The sequence below is a fragment of the Streptomyces radicis genome (assembly GCF_003626575.1).
Taxonomy (GTDB): Bacteria; Actinomycetota; Actinomycetes; order Streptomycetales; family Streptomycetaceae; genus Streptomyces; species Streptomyces radicis.
Window position 1 is genome coordinate 186,312 of sequence record NZ_RBDY01000011.1, and the last position, 16,392, is coordinate 202,703.

The following is a 16,392-nucleotide window of genomic DNA, read 5'->3' on the forward strand; positions in this document are numbered from 1 at the left end:
AAGGGGTCAGGCCGCCGCGGCGCGCTCGAGCGGGAGCCGTTCGCCCGCCTCCACGGCCACCGGCAGCCGCTTCTCGGCCGGGGGCAGCGGGCATGTGGCGAGGTCGGTGTAGGCGCAGGGGAGGTTCACGGCCCGGTTGAAGTCGAGGGTGACCAGGCCGTCGCCTTCGGGCGGCGCGATCGCGAGGGAGCGGTTGGCCGCGTACGTGGTGCGCCCCGATGTCGCGTCGGTGAACAGCGCCGTCAGGCTCCCGGGGCGCCCACCGTTGAACACCGTCAGCCGGTGCGTCGCCCCTTCGAGCGCGAACTCGACCTGCCCCGGCGCGTCGTAGACGTGCTCCAGGCCCTCGACGACCGCGCCCACGGTCACCCGGCGCGGCTCGGCGAACGGCACATAGCGGCCCGTCACGACCCAGCGCGGATCGGGGGCGTACGCGGGCGTGCGGGTGAAGTGGGTGCGCAACGGGTTGGCGGGGTCGCGGGGGCGCAGGATGTCGTTCCCGCCGCGCCTGGCGATCTCCAGCACGATGTCTCCCCAGGTGGCGAGCGTTCCGCCGCGCTCGGCGAGCGGCGCGAACGCGTGACGGCCGCGCACCTCCCGCCCTTCGACGGTGAACGACTCACCGTCCGCGAGATCGACGACCACCCCGTCCGGGGTGCTCGACCAGGCGCCGGGGGCGTCGTCGAAGCGGGTCGGCTCGGGCGTCAGCCAGCGCAGGCTGGTGATCGCGAGAAACCCGTGCGGGTCGGCGAGGGCCGTGTCGCGCTCCCGGTGCCAGACCTCCCACTCCTCGGCGAACCGCTTCCTGTCGACTTCCTGAACGGTCATGTCAGCCTCTTCTCCTGGGGGATGGCGGCGTTGGCGGTACCGGCGGTCACGGCGGGCGCGGGGGCGCGCAGGCCGCCGGGGATCGCGGCGAGCAGCTCCCGGGTGTAGGGGTGCCGAGGCTCGGCGAAGACCTCCGCCACCGGGCCGCTCTCCACGACCTTGCCGCGCCTCATCACCACCACCCGGTCGCACACCTGCCGCACGACCGCCAGGTCATGGGAGATGAACACATAGCTCAGGCCCAGCTCTTCCCGCAGCCGGGCCAGCAGCGCCAGGATGCCCGCCTGCACCGAGACGTCGAGCGCCGACACCGGCTCGTCGAGGACGAGCAGCCGGGGCGTGAGCGCCAGGGCGCGCGCGATGCACACGCGCTGCCGCTGCCCGCCCGACAGCTCGGTGGGGCGGCGCCCGCGCGTGGTGGACGGCAGCCGCACGAGATCGAGCAGCTCGGCGACGCGTTCGGCGCGGCCCCCCACGCCGAACGCGGCCAGCGGCTCGGCGATCGCCTCCTCGACCGTGAACGTCGGGTCGAGCGAGCCGTAGGCGTCCTGGAAGACGGGCTGGATGTCCCGGCGCAGCCTGCGGAGTCGGGCGGGCCGCACGGTGGCGAGGTCCACCCCGTCGAGGACGACGCGGCCCGAGTCGGGGCGGTCGAGGCGCAGCAGGAGCTGGGCCGTGGTGGACTTGCCCGAGCCCGACTCGCCGACGATGCCGAGCGAGCCGCCGCGCTCCAGCGTGAAGCTCACCCCGTCCACGGCGGCGACGCGCTCGCGCCCGCCGTTGGGCAGCCGCACCTGGAAGACCTTCCGCAGGTCCTCCACCGCGAGGAGCGTCTCGGGCCCCTCGGCGCGCACCGCCGCGGCGGGCGCCGCGGGTGCCGCCATGGAGGGCGCGGCGGCGACCAGTTCGCGCGTGTAGGCGTGGGCGGGGGCGCCGATGACGCGGGCGCTCGGCCCCTCCTCCACGACGCGGCCCGCCGACATGACGGCGATGCGCTCGGCGCGTTCGGCCGCCACCGCCAGGTCGTGGGTGATGAGCAGCAGCCCGGTGCCCGCGTCGCGGGTGACCTCGGCCAGGTGGTCGAGGATGCGGCGCTGCACCGTGACGTCGAGGGCGCTCGTGGGCTCGTCGGCCACCAGCAGCCTCGGCTGCCCGGCGAGGGCGATGGCGATCAGCACCCGCTGGCACATGCCGCCCGACAGCTCGTGCGGGAAACGCTGGGCCACGCGGGCGGGTTCGGGCAGCCCGGCGTCGGCGAGCAGCTCCTCGGCGCGGCGCGCGGCCTCCGCGCGGCTGTCCACCAGGCGGTGGATGCGCAGGCCCTCGGCCACCTGGGCGCCGACGCGCTGCACGGGGTTGAGGGACGCCTTGGGGTCCTGCGGGACGAAGCCGATCTCCCGGCCCCGAACGCCGCGCAGCTCCCGGTCGGGCAGGCCGACGAGCTCGCGCCCGCCCAGCGCGATCGACCCGGTGACGGGCTCGGCCCCCTCGGGGAGCAGGCCCAGGACGGCGAGCCCCACGGTGGACTTGCCCGAGCCCGACTCGCCGACCAGGGCGACCGTCTCGCCCGCCGGAACGGTGAGCGAGGCGCCGCGCACCGCGTCCACCGTGCTGCGCCGGGTGCGGTAGGAGACCCGCAGGTCGCGCACGGTGAGCAGGGGCGGCGTTTCGCTCATGAGGAGACTCCGGAGCGTTCGAGCGCGCGGGCGATGCGGCTGGTGGACAGCACGACCAGGGCGATGGTCAGGCCTGGGAAGGTGGTCAGCCACCAGGCGGTCGACATGTAGTCGCGGCCCTGCGAGACCATCGCGCCGAGCTCGGGCGCCGGGGGCGCGGCACCGTAGCCGAGGAAGCTGAGCGCCGCGATGGACAGGACGGCGCCGCCGATGTCGAGCGCGGCGAGCACGAGCACGGGCGGCGAGGCGTTGGGAACGATGTGCCGCAGCAGGATGGCGGGCGTGCGGCGGCCGCTGGTGACGGCGGCCTGGACATAGGCGCTGCCCTTGATGCGCAGCACCTCGGCCCGTACGACGCGGGCGAACCCGGGGATCCCGGCGATGCCCACGGCGATGGCGACGTTGGTGGTGCCGAAGCCGAGGATGGAGACCACGGCGAGCGAGAGCAGCAGCCCGGGGATGATGATCAGCACCTCGACCACGCGCATCAGCACCTGGTCGATCCAGCCGCCCAGATACCCGGCGAGCGCGCCGAGGACCGAGCCGACGACCAGCGCGAGGGCGACGGCGAGCAGGCCCGCGACGAGCGAGGTGCGGGTGCCGTGCACGACGCGGGAGTAGAGGTCGCGGCCGAGGTTGTCGGTGCCGAACCAGTGCTCGGCACCCGGGGGTCGGAGGCCGCGCGAGGCGTCGGTGAGCAGCGGGTCCTGGTGGGCGAACACGCCGGGCGCCACGGTCCAGGCCAGGACGAGCCCGAGGTAGAGCGCGGCGAGCAGCAGCCAGGGCCGCCTGGCGGTGCCGCGCAGCGCGGCGCCGATCCTGGCCCGCGCCGCGTGCTCGCGCTCCTGCGGCGCCCCGGTGGCTTCGGCTGTCCCCGCAGTGTCGGTGTCGGTGTCGGTGTCGGTGACGGTCATGGGCATGTCCCCCTCACGCGGACCGCAGGACGATGCGGGGATCGACCTTGGGGTAGATCAGGTCAACGGCGAGGTTGACGAGGACATAGAGCGCCCCGGCGAGGAAGACCAGCGCGCGGATCACGGGGAAGTCGTGCGCGCCGATGGCGTCGGCGGTCAGCCTGCCGATGCCCTGCCGCGCGAACACGGTCTCGGTGACGATGGCGCCCGCGACGATGCCGCCGATCATCAGGCCGAACAGCGTCATCGCGGGGATGGCGGCGTTGCGCAGCGCGTGCACGGTCACCGCCCGCAGCCTGCTCGCGCCCTTGGCCCGCGCGGTGCGCACATACGGCTCGGCGAGCGCGGTGCGCAGGCTCCTGCCGAGCACCTGCGCCAGCAGCCCGACGCCGGGCAGGGCGAGCGCGAACGCCGGGAGCACCAGCTGGTCGAACTCCCCGTCGCCATAGGCGGGGAACCAGCCGAGGCCGAAGGAGAAGACCTGGAGCAGGATGATGCCCGTCCAGAAGCTGGGCAGGGCGTTGCCCACGACCGTGGCGGACAACACCGCCGAGCGCAGCGGGGCGTTGGGCAACAGGGTGGCCGCCACCGCGGCGGCCACCCCGAGCACCAGCGCCAACAGCAGGGAGGCGCCCGCCAGTTCGAGCGTGGAGGGCAGCGCCCTCGCCAGCACCGCGCCGACCTCGTCGCCCGTGCTGAACGACGTGCCGAAGTCCAGCCTTGCCACCTGCCACACGAAGTCGAGGTACTGCTCGTGGACGGGCCGGTCGAGGCCGAGGTCGGCGCGCAGCTCGTCGGCGAGTGAGCCGTCGATCGCGGCGCCCTCGCCCCCGCCGCCGCGCAGCATGACCGACACGGGGTCGCCAGGCACCAGGTGCAGCACCAGGAACGAGACGGTCAACGCCGCCCACAGCACGAAGAGACCGTTGACGAGCCGGACCAGGACATAGCGCGTCACGGCGCGAGCCACACCTCGTTCAGCAGCGGCTTGCCCTCGATGTCGGCGAGGAAGCCGCCGAGTTCGTCGCTGTAGCCATAGGCCGACACCCGGTCGAGCACGGGCACCGAGTAGCCCTGCTCGACGATCCTGCGCTGGGCCTGCTCCGCGATCGCCAGGCGCTCCTCGGTGTCCACCGTGGTCTGGAGGGAGGTGAGCAGCGCGTCGAGCTCCTCGTCGGGGTGGTTGTAGAGCATGCTCATCTCGGGGTGGAACGACGAGTAGACGAGCCGGATCACATCCACGTCGGCGCGGGTCTGGCTCCAGGTGGCGATGTCGCCCGGGTACTCGTCCATGGTGACGTCCGGGAACGTCGCGACCGGGTCGAGGACCAGCTCGATGCCGACCTCGGCCCACTGCTGCTGCACCAGCTGGTGCTGCTGCTCGGACTCGGTGCTGCCGCTCTGGTACGTGATGGTCAGGCTCAGCCGCTCACCCTCGGCGTTGCGGCGGATCCCGTCGTCGCCGATGGTGTCCCAGCCCGCGCGTTCGAGGAGTTCGGCCGCCGCATCGGGGTCGTACCGCAGGTCGGCCGACTGGTCGACATGGCCGGGGTTGGTGGTGGACAGGACGCCGGTGGCGGGCTCGCTGACGCCGTGGAACACCGCGTCGACGATGGCCTGCCGGTCGATGGCGAGGCCGAGCGCGCGGCGGGTGTCGGCGTCCTGGAGCCTTTCGCTGTGCACCAGCGGGATGTAGGGGATGGCGATCGCGGGCAGCACCGTGCTGGTCACGGTGAACCCTTCGGTCCCCGCCAACTGCTCCTGGGTGCTTGCCGGTACGGACTCGATGAGGTCCACCTGGCCGCTGGTGAGGCTGCCCTGCCTGACGCTGCCCTCGGGGATGGGCTCCAGGGTCACCGAGTCGACATGGGCGGCGCCCTGGTTCTCGGCGAGCGGCGACGCCCACGCGTAGTCGTCGCGGCGGGTCAGCTCGACCGAGCTCTCCGGGGTGAACGACTCGAGGGTGAAGGGCCCCGAGCCCGCGAACTCGCCCAGGCACAGGTCGGCGGGATCGGCGTCGAGGGAGGCGGGGGAGAGCTGGACGAGCGACTGGGTGGCGGTCGCCTGGAGGAACTGCGCGTTGGGCTCGTCGAATTCCACGGTGACGGTGGACTCGTCGTCGACGACGGTCTGTTGGTATCCGGCGAGGAAGCTGCCCGCCTGCGGGGCGAGGGCGCCGAGCTCGACGATGGCGTCGAAGTTGGCCTTCACCGCCTCGGCGTTGAACGGCTCACCGTCGCTGAACGTCACGTCGTCGCGCAGCTCGAACGTGAAGGAGGTGACCTCGTCGTTCACCTCCCAGGACGTGGCCAGCCACGGCAGCAACTCGCCGGTCTCCGGGTCCTGTTCGGTGAGCGCGTCGGCCAGCTGGCGGCCGACGGTGCGGGAGTTGAGCTGGGGGCGCTGCCTGGGGTCGACGCAGTCGGGGGCTTCGGTGAACGCGTAGGACAGCGTTCCGCCCGTGACCGGCTCGCCCTCGGCCCCTTCGTCGCCTGACGGGTCGTCGCCTCCGGAGCCGCAGCCGCTGAGGACGACGGCGAGGGCCGCCGTCGCGGCCGTGAGGGCGGTCAGGGCTCTGGATCCGGGAAGGCGTGAGGAGCGCACGGCAGGGGTGTTCCTTTCAGGGGCGCGGCACCCGGCGCACGGGGGCCCGCGCGGGCGGGCAGGCGTGAGCGGGCGCCGTTCAGGGGGCGGCTCGGTACGGGGAAGGGGCCCGCGCGCACGCCGCGGCGGCGTGAACGGGGCGGATCCGGGGGAGCGTCAGGGCTCGGCCGCCCAGGGGCGGCGGGGAGCGGCGCGTCGGGGACGCGAGGTGGGAGGCAGCGGCCCCCGAGCGGTGCTCGGGGCGTGCGGACCTACGTCAGGCCGAACAGGAGGCCGTGGTGACACGACCGAGGTCGACGTGTCGACGCGACGTGAGGCGCTGCTGCATGGTGATGAGGATGAGCCAGCGGGGGGCGCGCGTCAATGGCGTGGCTCACATCACGTGGCCCACCCCCGGCGGCGGTCAGGCCGTCCAGCCTCTCAGGTCGTACCCGGACAGGCAGTTGTCCACCAGCGCGCCCAACTCGTCGGCCAAGCCGCTGTCTTGGGCATGCTCCCAGGCGTCGAGGCGGCACACGACCGAACTGCCCGCGTACTGCCGCTCGTAGAGGACGTGCCGCCCCGCGAACTCCGAGCCGATCGCGTCCCACAGCAGCTTCATCAGCTTGGCGCGCTCCTCCGCGCCCGTGCCGTGCGAGCCCCGCAGATAGGTGTCGAGCAGCGGACGCAGCTCGGGCGCGGCGAAGTCCGAGGCGTGGGAGGGCAGATGGCATAGCGCGCCGCCGACGGCGTCCTCGATCAGGTCCCGCGTCCTGCGGTAGATGCCGGGGCCCAGCACGCGGTGGGCGTGCGCGGTCGCCGCGTCGGGCAGCCACGAGCCGTCGGGCGCGGGCCGCGCGCCCGCCACCATCGCCTCGCCGAGCGCCCACACCGCGTGCCGCCACGCCAGCGCCTCGCCCACCGCGGCGCGGACGGCGGCGTGCGCGTCGCCGCCGGTCATGCGCGTGGCGCGCAGCAGCAGCCCGCACAGGAAGTCCAGCTTCACCCCGAGGCGCGTCGCCCCGTGCAGCAGGAAGCGCGGCAGGAAGCCCGACTCGTGCAGGAACGCGTTGGCCCGCCGGGTGTCGCGGTGGACCAGCACGTTCTCCCACGGGATCAGGACCCGGTCGAAGACCAGCACGGCGTCGTTCTCGTCGAGGCGGCTGCTGAGCGGCTGGTCGAACGGGGTGCCGACGGCGCGCGCGGCCAGCTCGTGGGAGGGGCGGCACAGCACCGTGAGCCCTGGGGCGTCGAGCGGCGCCACGAACGCCACCGCGAGCGCGGGGTCGGTCAGCGGCGGGCCCGTGTGCGCGACGAACACATACTGCGCGCACGCCGCGCCCGTCGCCACCACCTTGGCGCCGGTCACCACGATCCCCGCGTCGGTCTCCCGCTCCACGCGCGGCGCGACGGGCGGCGGCGTCCCGCCCGGCAGGTGCTTGTCCACCGGCGGGTTCACCAGCGCGTGCGCGAAGAACAACACCCGCTCCTGCGAACGGGCGTACCACGCACGGGCGTTGTCGGCGAACGGGCCATACCGCCCGGGATCGGCGCCCAGCGTCGCCAGGAACGCCGCCTTGTAGTCGGGCGAGCGCCCGAGCCAGCCGAACACCGGGCGCTGCCACGCCACGATGGCCCGCCGCGCCGCCCGCAGGTCGTCCACCGAGCGCGGCACCAGGAAGAACGGGTGGGTGCGCCCCGGCGAGCCCGTGTCGGTCGGCGCCGTCAGCGCGTCGCGGCGCGCCGGGTCGTGCAGCGCGTCGTACAGGCCCGCCACCGTGTGGGCGTGGCCGCGGAACGCCGGGTGCGCGGTGACGTCGGCGGCGCGTTCCCCGCGGATCCACACCCGGCGGCCGTCGCGCAGGGTGGCCAGGTACTCGGCGCCGTTCTGCGGCCGGTCAGCCGAGGGGGCCATGGCCCGAGTCCCTTGTGCCCGAGCTGAGTTGGTCGCCGATCGCCGCGACGAGGTCGAGCGCGGCGTCCACATCGGCGTCCGTGGCGCGGGGGTTGATGGTGCACAGGCGCAGCACCTGCTCCCCGCGCACCCGGGTGGGCAGGATCATCGCGTCCCCGCTCGCCACGACCGTGCGGCTGATGTGCCCCTGGACGGCGTCGAGTTCGGGGCCTGGAGGAAGCCCGGGCGGCCGGTGGCGGAAGGTGACCACGCACAGGCTCGGCGGGCTGGTCAGCTCAAGACCCGGGTGGGCCGCGATCCGCTCACCCGCGTGGGCGGCCCGGCGCATGCCGTCGGCGACGGCCTCGCGGAACGCCCGCACGCCAAAAGTCTTGAGCGACAGCCACAGCTTCAACGCCCTTGGGCCACGGCTGAGTTGAACGCCATGGTCGGACAGGTTCACCGGGTCGGTCGCGTCCCCCGGCGCCGGGCGCGTCGAGGCGGACAGATAGCCCGCGTCGACGTCGAGGCTGTGCCGCGTGAGCGCGAAGCTGTCGCGCAGCAGCCCGGGTTCGCGTAGCAGCAGGCAGCCGATGTCATAGGGCTGGAACAGCCACTTGTGCGGGTCCACGGTCACCGAGTCCGACGCCTCGAGCCCGGCGAGCAGGGCCCGGCCGGGATCGCTGATCCGGGCCACCGCGCCGAGCGCGCCGTCCGTGTGCAGCCACAGCCCCTCCGCGCGGCACACCGCGGCCAGCTCGGGCAGCGGGTCGATCGCCCCCGTGGACGTGGTGCCCGCGGTGGCGACGACGGCGAAGGGGCGCAGCCCCGCCGCCCGGTCGGCCGCGACCCGCCTGGCCAGCTCGTCGACGGGCAGCCGCAGCGACGCGTCGGCGGGCAGCACGACGAGCTGGTCGCGCGAGAACCCCAGGATGTGCAGGGCGCGGGCGACCGAGGGGTGCGCCTGGTCGGAGCAGTAAGCGCGGGCGCCGCGCGGGTCGCCGCCGAGCCGGGAGTCGCGGGCCACGGTCAGCGCCACCAGGTTGGCCTCCGAGCCCCCGGAGACGAACAAACCCCCACTGCCCTCGGGGAGTTCGAGCAGCGCGCACAGCCACTCCACGGTGACGAGCTCGAGCTGCGTCGCCCCCGAGCCGACCAGCCAGGCGCCGGGGACGGCCAGGAAAGCGGCGCCGAGCGCGTCGGCGAGCACGGCGGGAAAGGTGCCCGCCGAGGGGACGAACGCGAAGCAGCGCGGGTGGTCGGAGCGCATGCCCGCGGTGAGCGCCGAGTCCGCCAACCGGTCGACGAGGTCCGCCAGATCGGCCCCCTCCTCGGGCGGTGGCTCCCGCCACTCCTTGTCCAACTCCTCGGGCGTGCACGCCACATGGACAGGCCCCTCACCTGGCGCGGCCAGCCGCGCCAGCACGCGCTCGACGGCGCGGCGCCCGGCACGTTCCATGTCCGCCGCGGGCAGCGTCAAAGGCCGTCCGCCGTCGGGTCCTTGCCGGGTCATCGGGCGCCCGCCGCCGCAAGCGCCGCCATCCACGCCCGCGCCCCCGGCAGCAGCGCCCGGCTCCGCGCGGTGGCCGCGGGCGGGGTCACCGGCTCGGCGAGCTGCGTCAGCAGCAGCTCGTCGCCCGGCGCGACAGGCCCGCCGGGGCGGCCCTGCCACCACACGAGCGCCTCGCCAGGGGCGAGGTCGGTAAGGCCATCGCCGCCCGGCCCTGGCCCCCGCGCCGACCCGTCGTCGGCCAGCCGGTAACGCCCGGGCGCGGGAAGGGAGTCGACCACCTCCCGGCCGCCGCCGTCCCTGGCGCAGCTCACCAGCTGGGCCAGCGACGGCATCGCGACGGCCGCGGTGCGCACGGGCACGGAGGGCAGCAGACACGCGAGCACGTGCAGCGCCAGGCTCGGCAGCAGCCCGGCGGCCCGCTCGGCGCGTTGGACCAGCGAAACCACCGTCTGGAAGCGGGGGTTGATCTCCACGGCCAGCACCCGGTCCGCTCCATCGACGACCAGGTCGAGGCCGAACACCCCGCGGTAGCCCCGAAGGCGCAGCTCCTCGCCGACCGCGCGGGCCGCCTCCCGCGCCCGCTCGTACGCCGCGCCCGGCAGATCGTCCGCGCCCAGCAGTTGGTTGCCGCAGTGCCCGCCCCAGTGGGGCGTCAACTCCGGTACGCCGACAAGCTGTCGGGACACCGCGGAGACCGCCACCCGGTCCCCGGCGACGCACGCGCTGACGGTGAGCGAGGGGCCCTCGACCAGGCGCGAGACCCGCAGCTCCTCGTCGGGCACGCGCGCCAGGCGGCGGGCCAGCTCGTCGCGGTCGCGCGCGGGCCATGTGCCCCGCCCCGTCAGGTTGTTGGCGCGGCGCTGCACGACGGCCGCGGGCCAGTGCGCGGGCCAGTAGGACGCGGCGGGCGCCCGCCCCTTCGCCGGGACCACCAGCGTCTCGGGCGTTTGCACGCCCGCCGCGCGGAAGATCCCCGTCGCGTGGATCTTGTCCCCGGCCAGCGCGGTCACCGCGGCGTCGGCGGCCAGCAGGGGCAACCCGCGGCCCGCGGCCCAGTCGCGCGCCGCCGTTCCGTGCTCGGGGGCGAAGGCGACACCGACCCGGCGCGCCCCGCCCCTGCGGCCCACCGGGTCGCCGGAGAGCGCGGGCGTCGTGGGCAGCACCGGCGGGAGGTCGGGCGCGGCGGCCGAGGCGCTCAGGAACGGCGACCGGTCGAACCAGTGGATCTCGTCGACGAGTTCGCGCAGCAGCTTGGCCCCCTCGTCGTGCGCCACCCCCTCGATGCGGGTCGGCACCTGCTCGCTCAACATCGGCTCCCCTGGCGCGGTGGTCATCTCGGACCACTAACCGCCCACGGGCCCGGGAGGTCACGGCCACCCGTTCCGGCAAATCCCACGAGCCGCACGTGACTTGACGACCGGGCCGTCGTTTGGGTGTGTGCCGCTTTCGCCGACCCGAGGGAAGCCACGATGCCCACGCTCCCGCCCCCGCTCCGCCTCCGTTTCCTCACCCTGGCCGCGCTGACGGCCGCCCTGGTCGCCCTCGCCGCGGGCCCCGCCCACGCCGACACCAACGACAACATCGCCGACCCGCCGCTCGCGTGCGGCGGCGGCCCGCTGTCCCTGGACACGGGCCGCGTGTGCCACGCCGAGCAGCACATCGAGCAGGACATCACCAAGGCCGACGCCACCACCACGGACCTCGTCGGCTTCCTCGACGTGGTGTTCCCCCTCGATGTGACCCCCCTCAGCTGACCTTGACCCCGATCCCGGAAGAATCCCCGAAGAACAGGAGACCCCGACCATGCGGAGGAAACCCCTCGCCACGCTGCTGGCCGCCTTGGCCGCCGCGGCGGCCCTGACGGCCACCGCGGGCCAGGCCGCGGCCGACACCAACCGCAACGTCCACAGCCCCTCGCTGCTGTGCGGCCCCGGCCCGCTCTCCGCCACGGCCCCCGAGGGCGCGCGCTCGACGTGCGCGGCCCGCCAGGTGGCCGCCCAGCGCGTCACCAAGTCCGGTACGCGGGACGCGAGTCTGATCGACTATGTGTCGGCCGCCCTCCCGGCCACCGTCGGATGAGCCGCGCCCCGCGCCTCGGCGCCGCCGCCGCGCTTTCGGCCGCCGCCGCGCTCCTCGCGCTCGCCACCCCGGCCGCCGCCGACACGAACCAGACGACCCAGGACCCGATCATGCTGTGCAACGTCGTGCTGCTCTCGCCCGGCGCCCGCGTGGACGGCGCGTGCGAGGCCGTCCAGATCGCCGACCAGCGCATCGTCCAGCGCGACAGCCTGACCTACGACGTGATCGACGCCCTCCCCCTCACCCTGTTGTAGGCGGTATCTTTACCGGCTCAAGGGCGCGCCTACCGGCGCGCCGGGCGGCCCGGCCGCCCTCGGCCGGGCATGCGGCCTTGCGGCCGGTCCCGGCCGAGTGGCCGCCGCCCGTCACACGAGTGCAACCCCAGCCAACAGAGCACCCCCACGCCCACGCCGAGACCTGCCGGACGCTCAGCAGTGGCGCACGGCCGGGCGTTCGACCGCGCGGTCGTGGCGCATGTCTCAGCCGGTCTCCGACGTGAGGTCCACGGGGGTGAAGGTTTCCAGGCGCATGATCAGCTGGTGGCCGCGCAGCCAGCGCAGGCGTCGGTCGTCGTAGGCGATCCCTGCGGCGTCGGCCACGACGGGCTGCGGGAAGCCGGGGCGGTACAGCGTGCCCCATACACCGGCGAGGTAGAACTCGCGGACGCGCAGGGCTACATACCGCCTGCTCAGGTGTGGGCACAGGCGGACGGACGTCGCGGCGCACGGCAGGCACAGCGGGGGGTGGGAGGTGAGCAGGTCCTCGGGCCAGGACGCGGGGTTGTGTGGGTCTTCGCCGAGGAGCCAGAGCACGCCGTTGTCGTTGAGGTCGGCGGGTCCGGCGCAGACCTGGCACAGCAGTCGCCGCATCGCGCGGCGCTGCCGCAGGCCATGGACCTTGCCGAACTCCGGGCGGCCCTTCCCCGGGCGGTGGGTGCTCCTGGCCCAGAGCACGCCGTCCTCGTCACGGTCATGGACGATCTCGTCCGCGTAGCCGATGCCTCCGCGCCGGGCGACCACCGTGGTTTGCGGGTCCCGTTCCTCGCTCCACTGCGCGATGTAGGGCACCACATCAGGGCGGGGGAGCACACCCAGCGGCGGGCTCGAATCGCTCGACGCCAGGTCGGCCGCGCCGGGGCGGATTTCTTGCATGGTGGCGTGGTTCGTGCGGTGCGACATGGGTTTTATTTCCTGCGGTGGTGTGAGGGAAGAGCCCCGGGTACGCGGCGGGCCGCGCGGCCGGAACGGGGCGGGATGTGGCGGGCGTTGCGCAGGGCCTCGGCGGAGTCGTCGAGCACCCTGAGCCAGTAGGCGCGCTCCGCTGGCTCCATGCCGCGCAGCTCCTCGACATGGGCGTACCGCGGAGGCAGTTCCACGGTCGGCGGGTCCGGCGAGTTCGGCCGATGGGGCGGGGGCGTCCCGGTGCGGTGTCGGCCGGACGGTCTGATCAGTAACGAGAGCCACGCGGCGGCGCGGCCGGTAGGGTTTCGCATGTCAGCAGTCCCACGTTCTGTTGGCCATGCCCCGGGGGTGTTGGCGCGCTCGCCGGGGCTCTTATCGGTAGGCCGTGATCGGCCCCGAAGTCCCGCCCGCGCATTCCGGGCACGGGACCTTGCATGTGCGGGATTCGGCACTGGCGGGCTCGTCGGCGGTGGCCATGTCCACGGCCGACGCCAGGCGTTCCCCTATCGCACAGGGCACCCCACCCCGGCAGCCGTCACACTCCCGGTCATGCAAGTCCCGTGCCGCGACCAGCGTTTCCACGTCGCCGGGCCGGGGATATCGCGAAACGTCACGGCGGATCATGCCGCTCCCTCTGCGGAGCAACGATCGCGGTTAGCCTTGTTCATGACTGCCTGCCCTTGTCGGTGGTCCATGCCCCCGGGCCGGTCGCACGGTCGCGGGGGTGCGGCATTCGTACGCCCTACGAGCTTCGCCGGAGCAGTCGGGCGGGAACACCGTGAACGGGGCACCCCAGAGAGGCGTTTGGGGCACCCTTCGGGTACGCACGACTACTCTTGGGTCAGATCACCGTCGAACCTCCCGGGTGGAGCCATGGACGACCGCGCGGCCAGGCGAACCGGCCACTCACTCACCATTCCCGACGCGTTGTTGCACAGCGAAGCCATGCAACGGGCGTGCGCCACCCGCAACTTCGGCGAGATCCTGAGGCTCGTGAATCGCCGGACGGGCTCCAGCTACGCGGATATCGCCGCTGCCATCGGCAAGATGAGCAGCTCACGCGTCGGCGACATCATCCGGGGCACCCGAGGCGTGCGCGGACAAGGAGTCATCGAACGAATCTGCGACGCATTCGGAATCCCCGGCGACATGCTCGGCGTTCCCCCACGCGACTGGGAAAGGGGCACCCTCCCCAGGGCGGCTTCCCGTTCCGGCGTGGAGCCGTGGCTCGGTGGGTTCTCGGGGAGCGGCGATGACGAGGTGGAGGCCCTGGAGCTGGCGCGGCGGGTGCAGGCGAGTGACGTCGGCGGTGAGACCCTGCGGCGGCTGGAGCGTGCCTTCGACGAGCTCGCCACGGCCTACCCGGTCACCGCGCCACGGGAGTTGCTTGAACGCGTGCGCACGCACACCGCCTATGTCGGCCACCTGCTCGACGCCCGTGCCACGCTCGACGAGCACAGGCGGCTGATCGTGGTCGGGGGCTGGTTCTCGCTGCTCGGCGCGACGCTCCACATCGATCTGGAGCAGCCGGGCGCGGCGCGGGCCAGGCTCGCCACAGCCCTCGCGGCGGCCCGGCACGCCGACCACGCCGAGATCGAGGCATGGTGCTACGAGACCGACGCGTGGCGCGTTCTCACCGCTGGCGACCACGCGGGCGCCGCCGAGCTGGCGGCGCGGGCACGGAGCGTCGCTCCCGAGGGCAGCTCGGTGGCCATCCAGGCGACAGCGCAGGAGGGCCGTGCGCGGGCCAGGCTCGGGGAGGCACAGGCGACGCACCGGGCCATCGACAGCGTTCAACGGCTGGCCGCGTCACTGGAGTTGAACCTGCCGCCCGAGCACCACTACCAGTACGACCCGACGAAGTCGCTCGCCTGGACGGCCACCACGTTGGCGTGGCTGGGGGATGCGGCGGCGGAGCGGCACGCGCGGGAGGCCGTCGCCCGGCTGGGCCCGGCCGACGACCTCAGCAGGTGGCCACGCCGCCTCGCCTCGGCGAACATCGACCTGGCCCTCGCGCTCCTGATCAACGACCGCCTGGACGAGGCGTGCGACGTGGCGCAGAGAGCGGTCCTGTCAGGCCGCGTCGTCCCCTCGAACCACTGGCGCGCCCTTGAGGTCGTCGCAGCGGCCGAGCACCGCAAGCTCCCCGAGGCCCGACACCTCCGTGAGGCATACGAGCACATGAGGGCCGCCGCGATCAGTCCCCGGTGAGCGGGGACGCGGGGTGTCCGGCGGGGATCGCACCACGTGACTGAGAAGGGAACAGGTGAACGGAAAGCAAATTCAAGAGGCCAAGCAGGCCATCCGCGAACGGATCTGGATGCTGCTCGAAAAAGAGCGTGCAGTAAACGCCAATCCGGAAGGTCGCATTCCGGCGTTCGTGGGCGCTGACGCTGCTGCCGCACTTCTTGCTGCCCACCCTTCCTGGCAATCGGCAAACGTGATCAAAGCGGTTCCCGACAGAGCGCAGATGCCGGTCAGGGCAAGGGCGTTTGAAGAAGGAAAGCGTGTCTATATGGCCGCCTCGAAGTTGGCGGCTCAGAAACCCTTTTACCTGCTTGACCCCGAGACGCTGGCCATCTCCCCCCGAGAAGCCGCAGAACGTCACACAGCAGCACGATACGCCCGCCCTGTGGATCTCGACGAGATGCCGCACGTGGACCTCGTGGTCTGCGGTAGCGTAGCCGTGAATTACCGGGGGGTGCGACTCGGTAAGGGTGCGGGCTACTCGGATATTGAAGTAGCGCTTCTCCATGAAGCGGGCCTCATCGGATCGAGCACCCTTATCGCGACCACGGTGCACGAACTACAGGTCGTGGATGAGGAGCTTCCGGAGGCTGGCCACGATTTCCGAGTAGACCTGATCATCACGCAGGATCGAGTCATAGAATGTTCGCCCTATCGCCGTCCACCAGGCATTATGTGGGAATCACTCACACCGGAGGCGATTGAGGCGATTCCCGTTCTGGCAAGCCGTAGGCCGTAGAGTCGAGGAGGAAACCCGCGCCCTTCACGTTCTTCGCCACCCGCGACCGCACCCGACCCGCCGAGCCGCCTCAGGTCACGGACCTGGGCACCCCACCCCGGCAGCCGACCGGTAGCCGAAACTCCGGACTCGCTCACCACCATCAACCGGCAGAGAAGTCTGCTGCTGGCAGGCATCACGCCGTCGCACAACGAAGGAAGCACCCCATGACCGGCCAGCCTCAGCCCGGCACCGCGGAGTGGCAGGCGTACCTTGCCGAAGGGAATGCCCGCCAGGCCCGCAAGCGTGTAGCCGCAGGCGTGATCCTGCGGGACGAGGGCGGGCGCGTTCTGCTCGTGAACCCGACGTACAAAGAAGGCTGGGACCTTCCCGGAGGCATGGTCGAGGCCAACGAGTCGCCCCGGGACGCGGCACGTCGCGAGCTTTTCGAAGAGCTGGGAATCCACCCGGAGTTGCGCCGGGTGCTGCTGATGGACTGGGACCCGCCCCACGGGCCCTGGGACGATCAGATCGTGGTGATCTTCGACGGCGGAACGTTGAGCTCCGCCGAAGCCGCAGGAGTCCACCCCTGCGATCACGAGTTGTCGGCATGCGCGTTCTTCCCGCCCGACGACGCGGTGACCGCCGTCCGCCCACGCATCGGCGAGCGCGTCGCCCAGGCGCTCGAAGCGCTCACCAAGGGCGAGACCCGCTATCTGGAGTCCGGGTATCCCCTTGAGGGACCAGCTGCCTGACCGC

At 73.1% G+C, this 16,392-nt stretch carries 17 protein-coding genes and 1 pseudogene; 7 read left to right on the plus strand and 11 right to left on the minus strand.

Features of this window, described 5'->3' with window-relative positions:
• Positions 1–6: 6 nt before the first annotated feature.
• The 9 genes from D7318_RS16920 to D7318_RS16955 all read right to left on the minus strand — a co-directional run bounded on the left by D7318_RS16920 (position 7) and on the right by D7318_RS16955 (position 10,742).
• Positions 7–828 carry a DUF1684 domain-containing protein gene (locus D7318_RS16920; protein ID WP_120697934.1) on the minus strand — a complete coding sequence of 274 codons (822 nt, stop codon included), beginning with the start codon at positions 826–828 and terminating at the stop codon, positions 7–9.
• Complete coding sequence (locus D7318_RS16925; RefSeq protein ID WP_120697935.1) at positions 825–2,504, minus strand: dipeptide ABC transporter ATP-binding protein; 1,680 nt, start codon at positions 2,502–2,504, stop codon at positions 825–827. Before D7318_RS16925 ends, D7318_RS16920 begins: the two co-directional genes overlap by 4 nt.
• Entirely contained in the window at positions 2,501–3,418 is a 918-nt protein-coding gene (locus D7318_RS16930; RefSeq protein ID WP_120697976.1) for an ABC transporter permease, read from the minus strand. The genes D7318_RS16925 and D7318_RS16930 overlap by 4 nt, the downstream gene beginning before the upstream one ends.
• Before the next feature lie 13 nt (positions 3,419–3,431).
• The gene (locus D7318_RS16935) at positions 3,432–4,376 is read right to left on the minus strand and encodes an ABC transporter permease (RefSeq protein ID WP_120697977.1); all 945 of its coding nucleotides are present in this window, start codon (positions 4,374–4,376) and stop codon (positions 3,432–3,434) included.
• The gene (locus D7318_RS16940; protein ID WP_120697936.1) at positions 4,373–6,022 is read right to left on the minus strand and encodes an ABC transporter substrate-binding protein; all 1,650 of its coding nucleotides are present in this window, start codon (positions 6,020–6,022) and stop codon (positions 4,373–4,375) included. The genes D7318_RS16935 and D7318_RS16940 overlap by 4 nt, the downstream gene beginning before the upstream one ends.
• 256 nt (positions 6,023–6,278) lie before the next feature.
• Positions 6,279–6,350 carry a putative leader peptide gene (locus D7318_RS34960; protein WP_408055499.1) on the minus strand — a complete coding sequence of 24 codons (72 nt, stop codon included), beginning with the start codon at positions 6,348–6,350 and terminating at the stop codon, positions 6,279–6,281.
• A 75-nt stretch (positions 6,351–6,425) separates the two neighbouring features.
• The gene (locus tag D7318_RS16945) at positions 6,426–7,916 is read right to left on the minus strand and encodes a 4-hydroxyphenylacetate 3-hydroxylase family protein (protein WP_120697937.1); all 1,491 of its coding nucleotides are present in this window, start codon (positions 7,914–7,916) and stop codon (positions 6,426–6,428) included.
• On the minus strand, positions 7,900–9,408 hold the full coding sequence (locus tag D7318_RS16950) for a pyridoxal phosphate-dependent decarboxylase family protein (RefSeq protein ID WP_230423805.1): 1,509 nt from the start codon (positions 9,406–9,408) through the stop codon (positions 7,900–7,902). Before D7318_RS16950 ends, D7318_RS16945 begins: the two co-directional genes overlap by 17 nt.
• A complete protein-coding gene (locus tag D7318_RS16955; protein WP_120697938.1) occupies positions 9,405–10,742 on the minus strand; it encodes an ATP-grasp domain-containing protein in 1,338 nt (445 codons plus the stop codon). The genes D7318_RS16950 and D7318_RS16955 overlap by 4 nt, the downstream gene beginning before the upstream one ends.
• A gap of 135 nt (positions 10,743–10,877) precedes the next feature.
• On the opposite strand from D7318_RS16955, the gene D7318_RS16960 reads away from it, so the two are divergent.
• Genes D7318_RS16960 through D7318_RS16970 form a run of 3 tightly spaced genes read left to right on the plus strand, consistent with a single transcriptional unit; the run spans position 10,878 to position 11,741 of the window.
• Positions 10,878–11,162, plus strand: coding sequence for a hypothetical protein (locus tag D7318_RS16960; RefSeq protein ID WP_120697939.1), 285 nt, complete (start codon positions 10,878–10,880; stop codon positions 11,160–11,162).
• A gap of 49 nt (positions 11,163–11,211) precedes the next feature.
• Positions 11,212–11,487 carry a hypothetical protein gene (locus D7318_RS16965; RefSeq protein ID WP_120697940.1) on the plus strand — a complete coding sequence of 92 codons (276 nt, stop codon included), beginning with the start codon at positions 11,212–11,214 and terminating at the stop codon, positions 11,485–11,487.
• On the plus strand, positions 11,484–11,741 hold the full coding sequence (locus D7318_RS16970; RefSeq protein WP_120697941.1) for a hypothetical protein: 258 nt from the start codon (positions 11,484–11,486) through the stop codon (positions 11,739–11,741). The genes D7318_RS16965 and D7318_RS16970 overlap by 4 nt, the downstream gene beginning before the upstream one ends.
• A gap of 225 nt (positions 11,742–11,966) precedes the next feature.
• Here the strand turns inward: D7318_RS16970 and D7318_RS16975 are convergent, their stop codons facing one another.
• Together D7318_RS16975 and D7318_RS16980 are read right to left on the minus strand one after the other, a co-directional pair.
• On the minus strand, positions 11,967–12,665 hold the full coding sequence (locus D7318_RS16975; protein ID WP_230423806.1) for a hypothetical protein: 699 nt from the start codon (positions 12,663–12,665) through the stop codon (positions 11,967–11,969).
• Positions 12,666–12,670: 5 nt separating this feature from the next.
• Positions 12,671–12,862, minus strand: coding sequence for a hypothetical protein (locus D7318_RS16980; protein WP_120697942.1), 192 nt, complete (start codon positions 12,860–12,862; stop codon positions 12,671–12,673).
• A gap of 751 nt (positions 12,863–13,613) precedes the next feature.
• On the opposite strand from D7318_RS16980, the pseudogene D7318_RS34965 reads away from it, so the two are divergent.
• The 4 genes and pseudogenes from D7318_RS34965 to D7318_RS16995 form a co-directional block, all read left to right on the plus strand.
• Positions 13,614–13,760, plus strand: a pseudogene (locus D7318_RS34965) (transcriptional regulator); the annotation flags it as partial.
• Positions 13,761–13,883: 123 nt separating this feature from the next.
• Positions 13,884–14,879 carry a transcriptional regulator gene (locus D7318_RS16985; RefSeq protein ID WP_147437736.1) on the plus strand — a complete coding sequence of 332 codons (996 nt, stop codon included), beginning with the start codon at positions 13,884–13,886 and terminating at the stop codon, positions 14,877–14,879.
• Positions 14,880–14,934: 55 nt separating this feature from the next.
• On the plus strand, positions 14,935–15,654 hold the full coding sequence (locus tag D7318_RS16990; RefSeq protein WP_120697944.1) for a 5-formyltetrahydrofolate cyclo-ligase: 720 nt from the start codon (positions 14,935–14,937) through the stop codon (positions 15,652–15,654).
• Between the two features lie 206 nt (positions 15,655–15,860).
• Complete coding sequence (locus D7318_RS16995; RefSeq protein ID WP_120697945.1) at positions 15,861–16,388, plus strand: NUDIX domain-containing protein; 528 nt, start codon at positions 15,861–15,863, stop codon at positions 16,386–16,388.
• Positions 16,389–16,392: the final 4 nt, after the last annotated feature.

Coding starts and splice junctions, on each gene's coding strand:
- D7318_RS16920 (WP_120697934.1), bottom strand. CDS start 828: ATGACCGTTCAGGAAGTCGACAGGAAGCGGTTCGCCGAGGAGTGGGAG.
- D7318_RS16925 (WP_120697935.1), bottom strand. CDS start 2,504: ATGAGCGAAACGCCGCCCCTGCTCACCGTGCGCGACCTGCGGGTCTCC.
- D7318_RS16930 (WP_120697976.1), bottom strand. CDS start 3,418: ATGACCGTCACCGACACCGACACCGACACCGACACTGCGGGGACAGCC.
- D7318_RS16945 (WP_120697937.1), bottom strand. CDS start 7,916: ATGGCCCCCTCGGCTGACCGGCCGCAGAACGGCGCCGAGTACCTGGCC.
- D7318_RS16950 (WP_230423805.1), bottom strand. CDS start 9,408: ATGACCCGGCAAGGACCCGACGGCGGACGGCCTTTGACGCTGCCCGCG.
- D7318_RS16955 (WP_120697938.1), bottom strand. CDS start 10,742: ATGACCACCGCGCCAGGGGAGCCGATGTTGAGCGAGCAGGTGCCGACC.
- D7318_RS16960 (WP_120697939.1), top strand. CDS start 10,878: ATGCCCACGCTCCCGCCCCCGCTCCGCCTCCGTTTCCTCACCCTGGCC.
- D7318_RS16965 (WP_120697940.1), top strand. CDS start 11,212: ATGCGGAGGAAACCCCTCGCCACGCTGCTGGCCGCCTTGGCCGCCGCG.
- D7318_RS16970 (WP_120697941.1), top strand. CDS start 11,484: ATGAGCCGCGCCCCGCGCCTCGGCGCCGCCGCCGCGCTTTCGGCCGCC.
- D7318_RS16975 (WP_230423806.1), bottom strand. CDS start 12,665: ATGTCGCACCGCACGAACCACGCCACCATGCAAGAAATCCGCCCCGGC.
- D7318_RS16995 (WP_120697945.1), top strand. CDS start 15,861: ATGACCGGCCAGCCTCAGCCCGGCACCGCGGAGTGGCAGGCGTACCTT.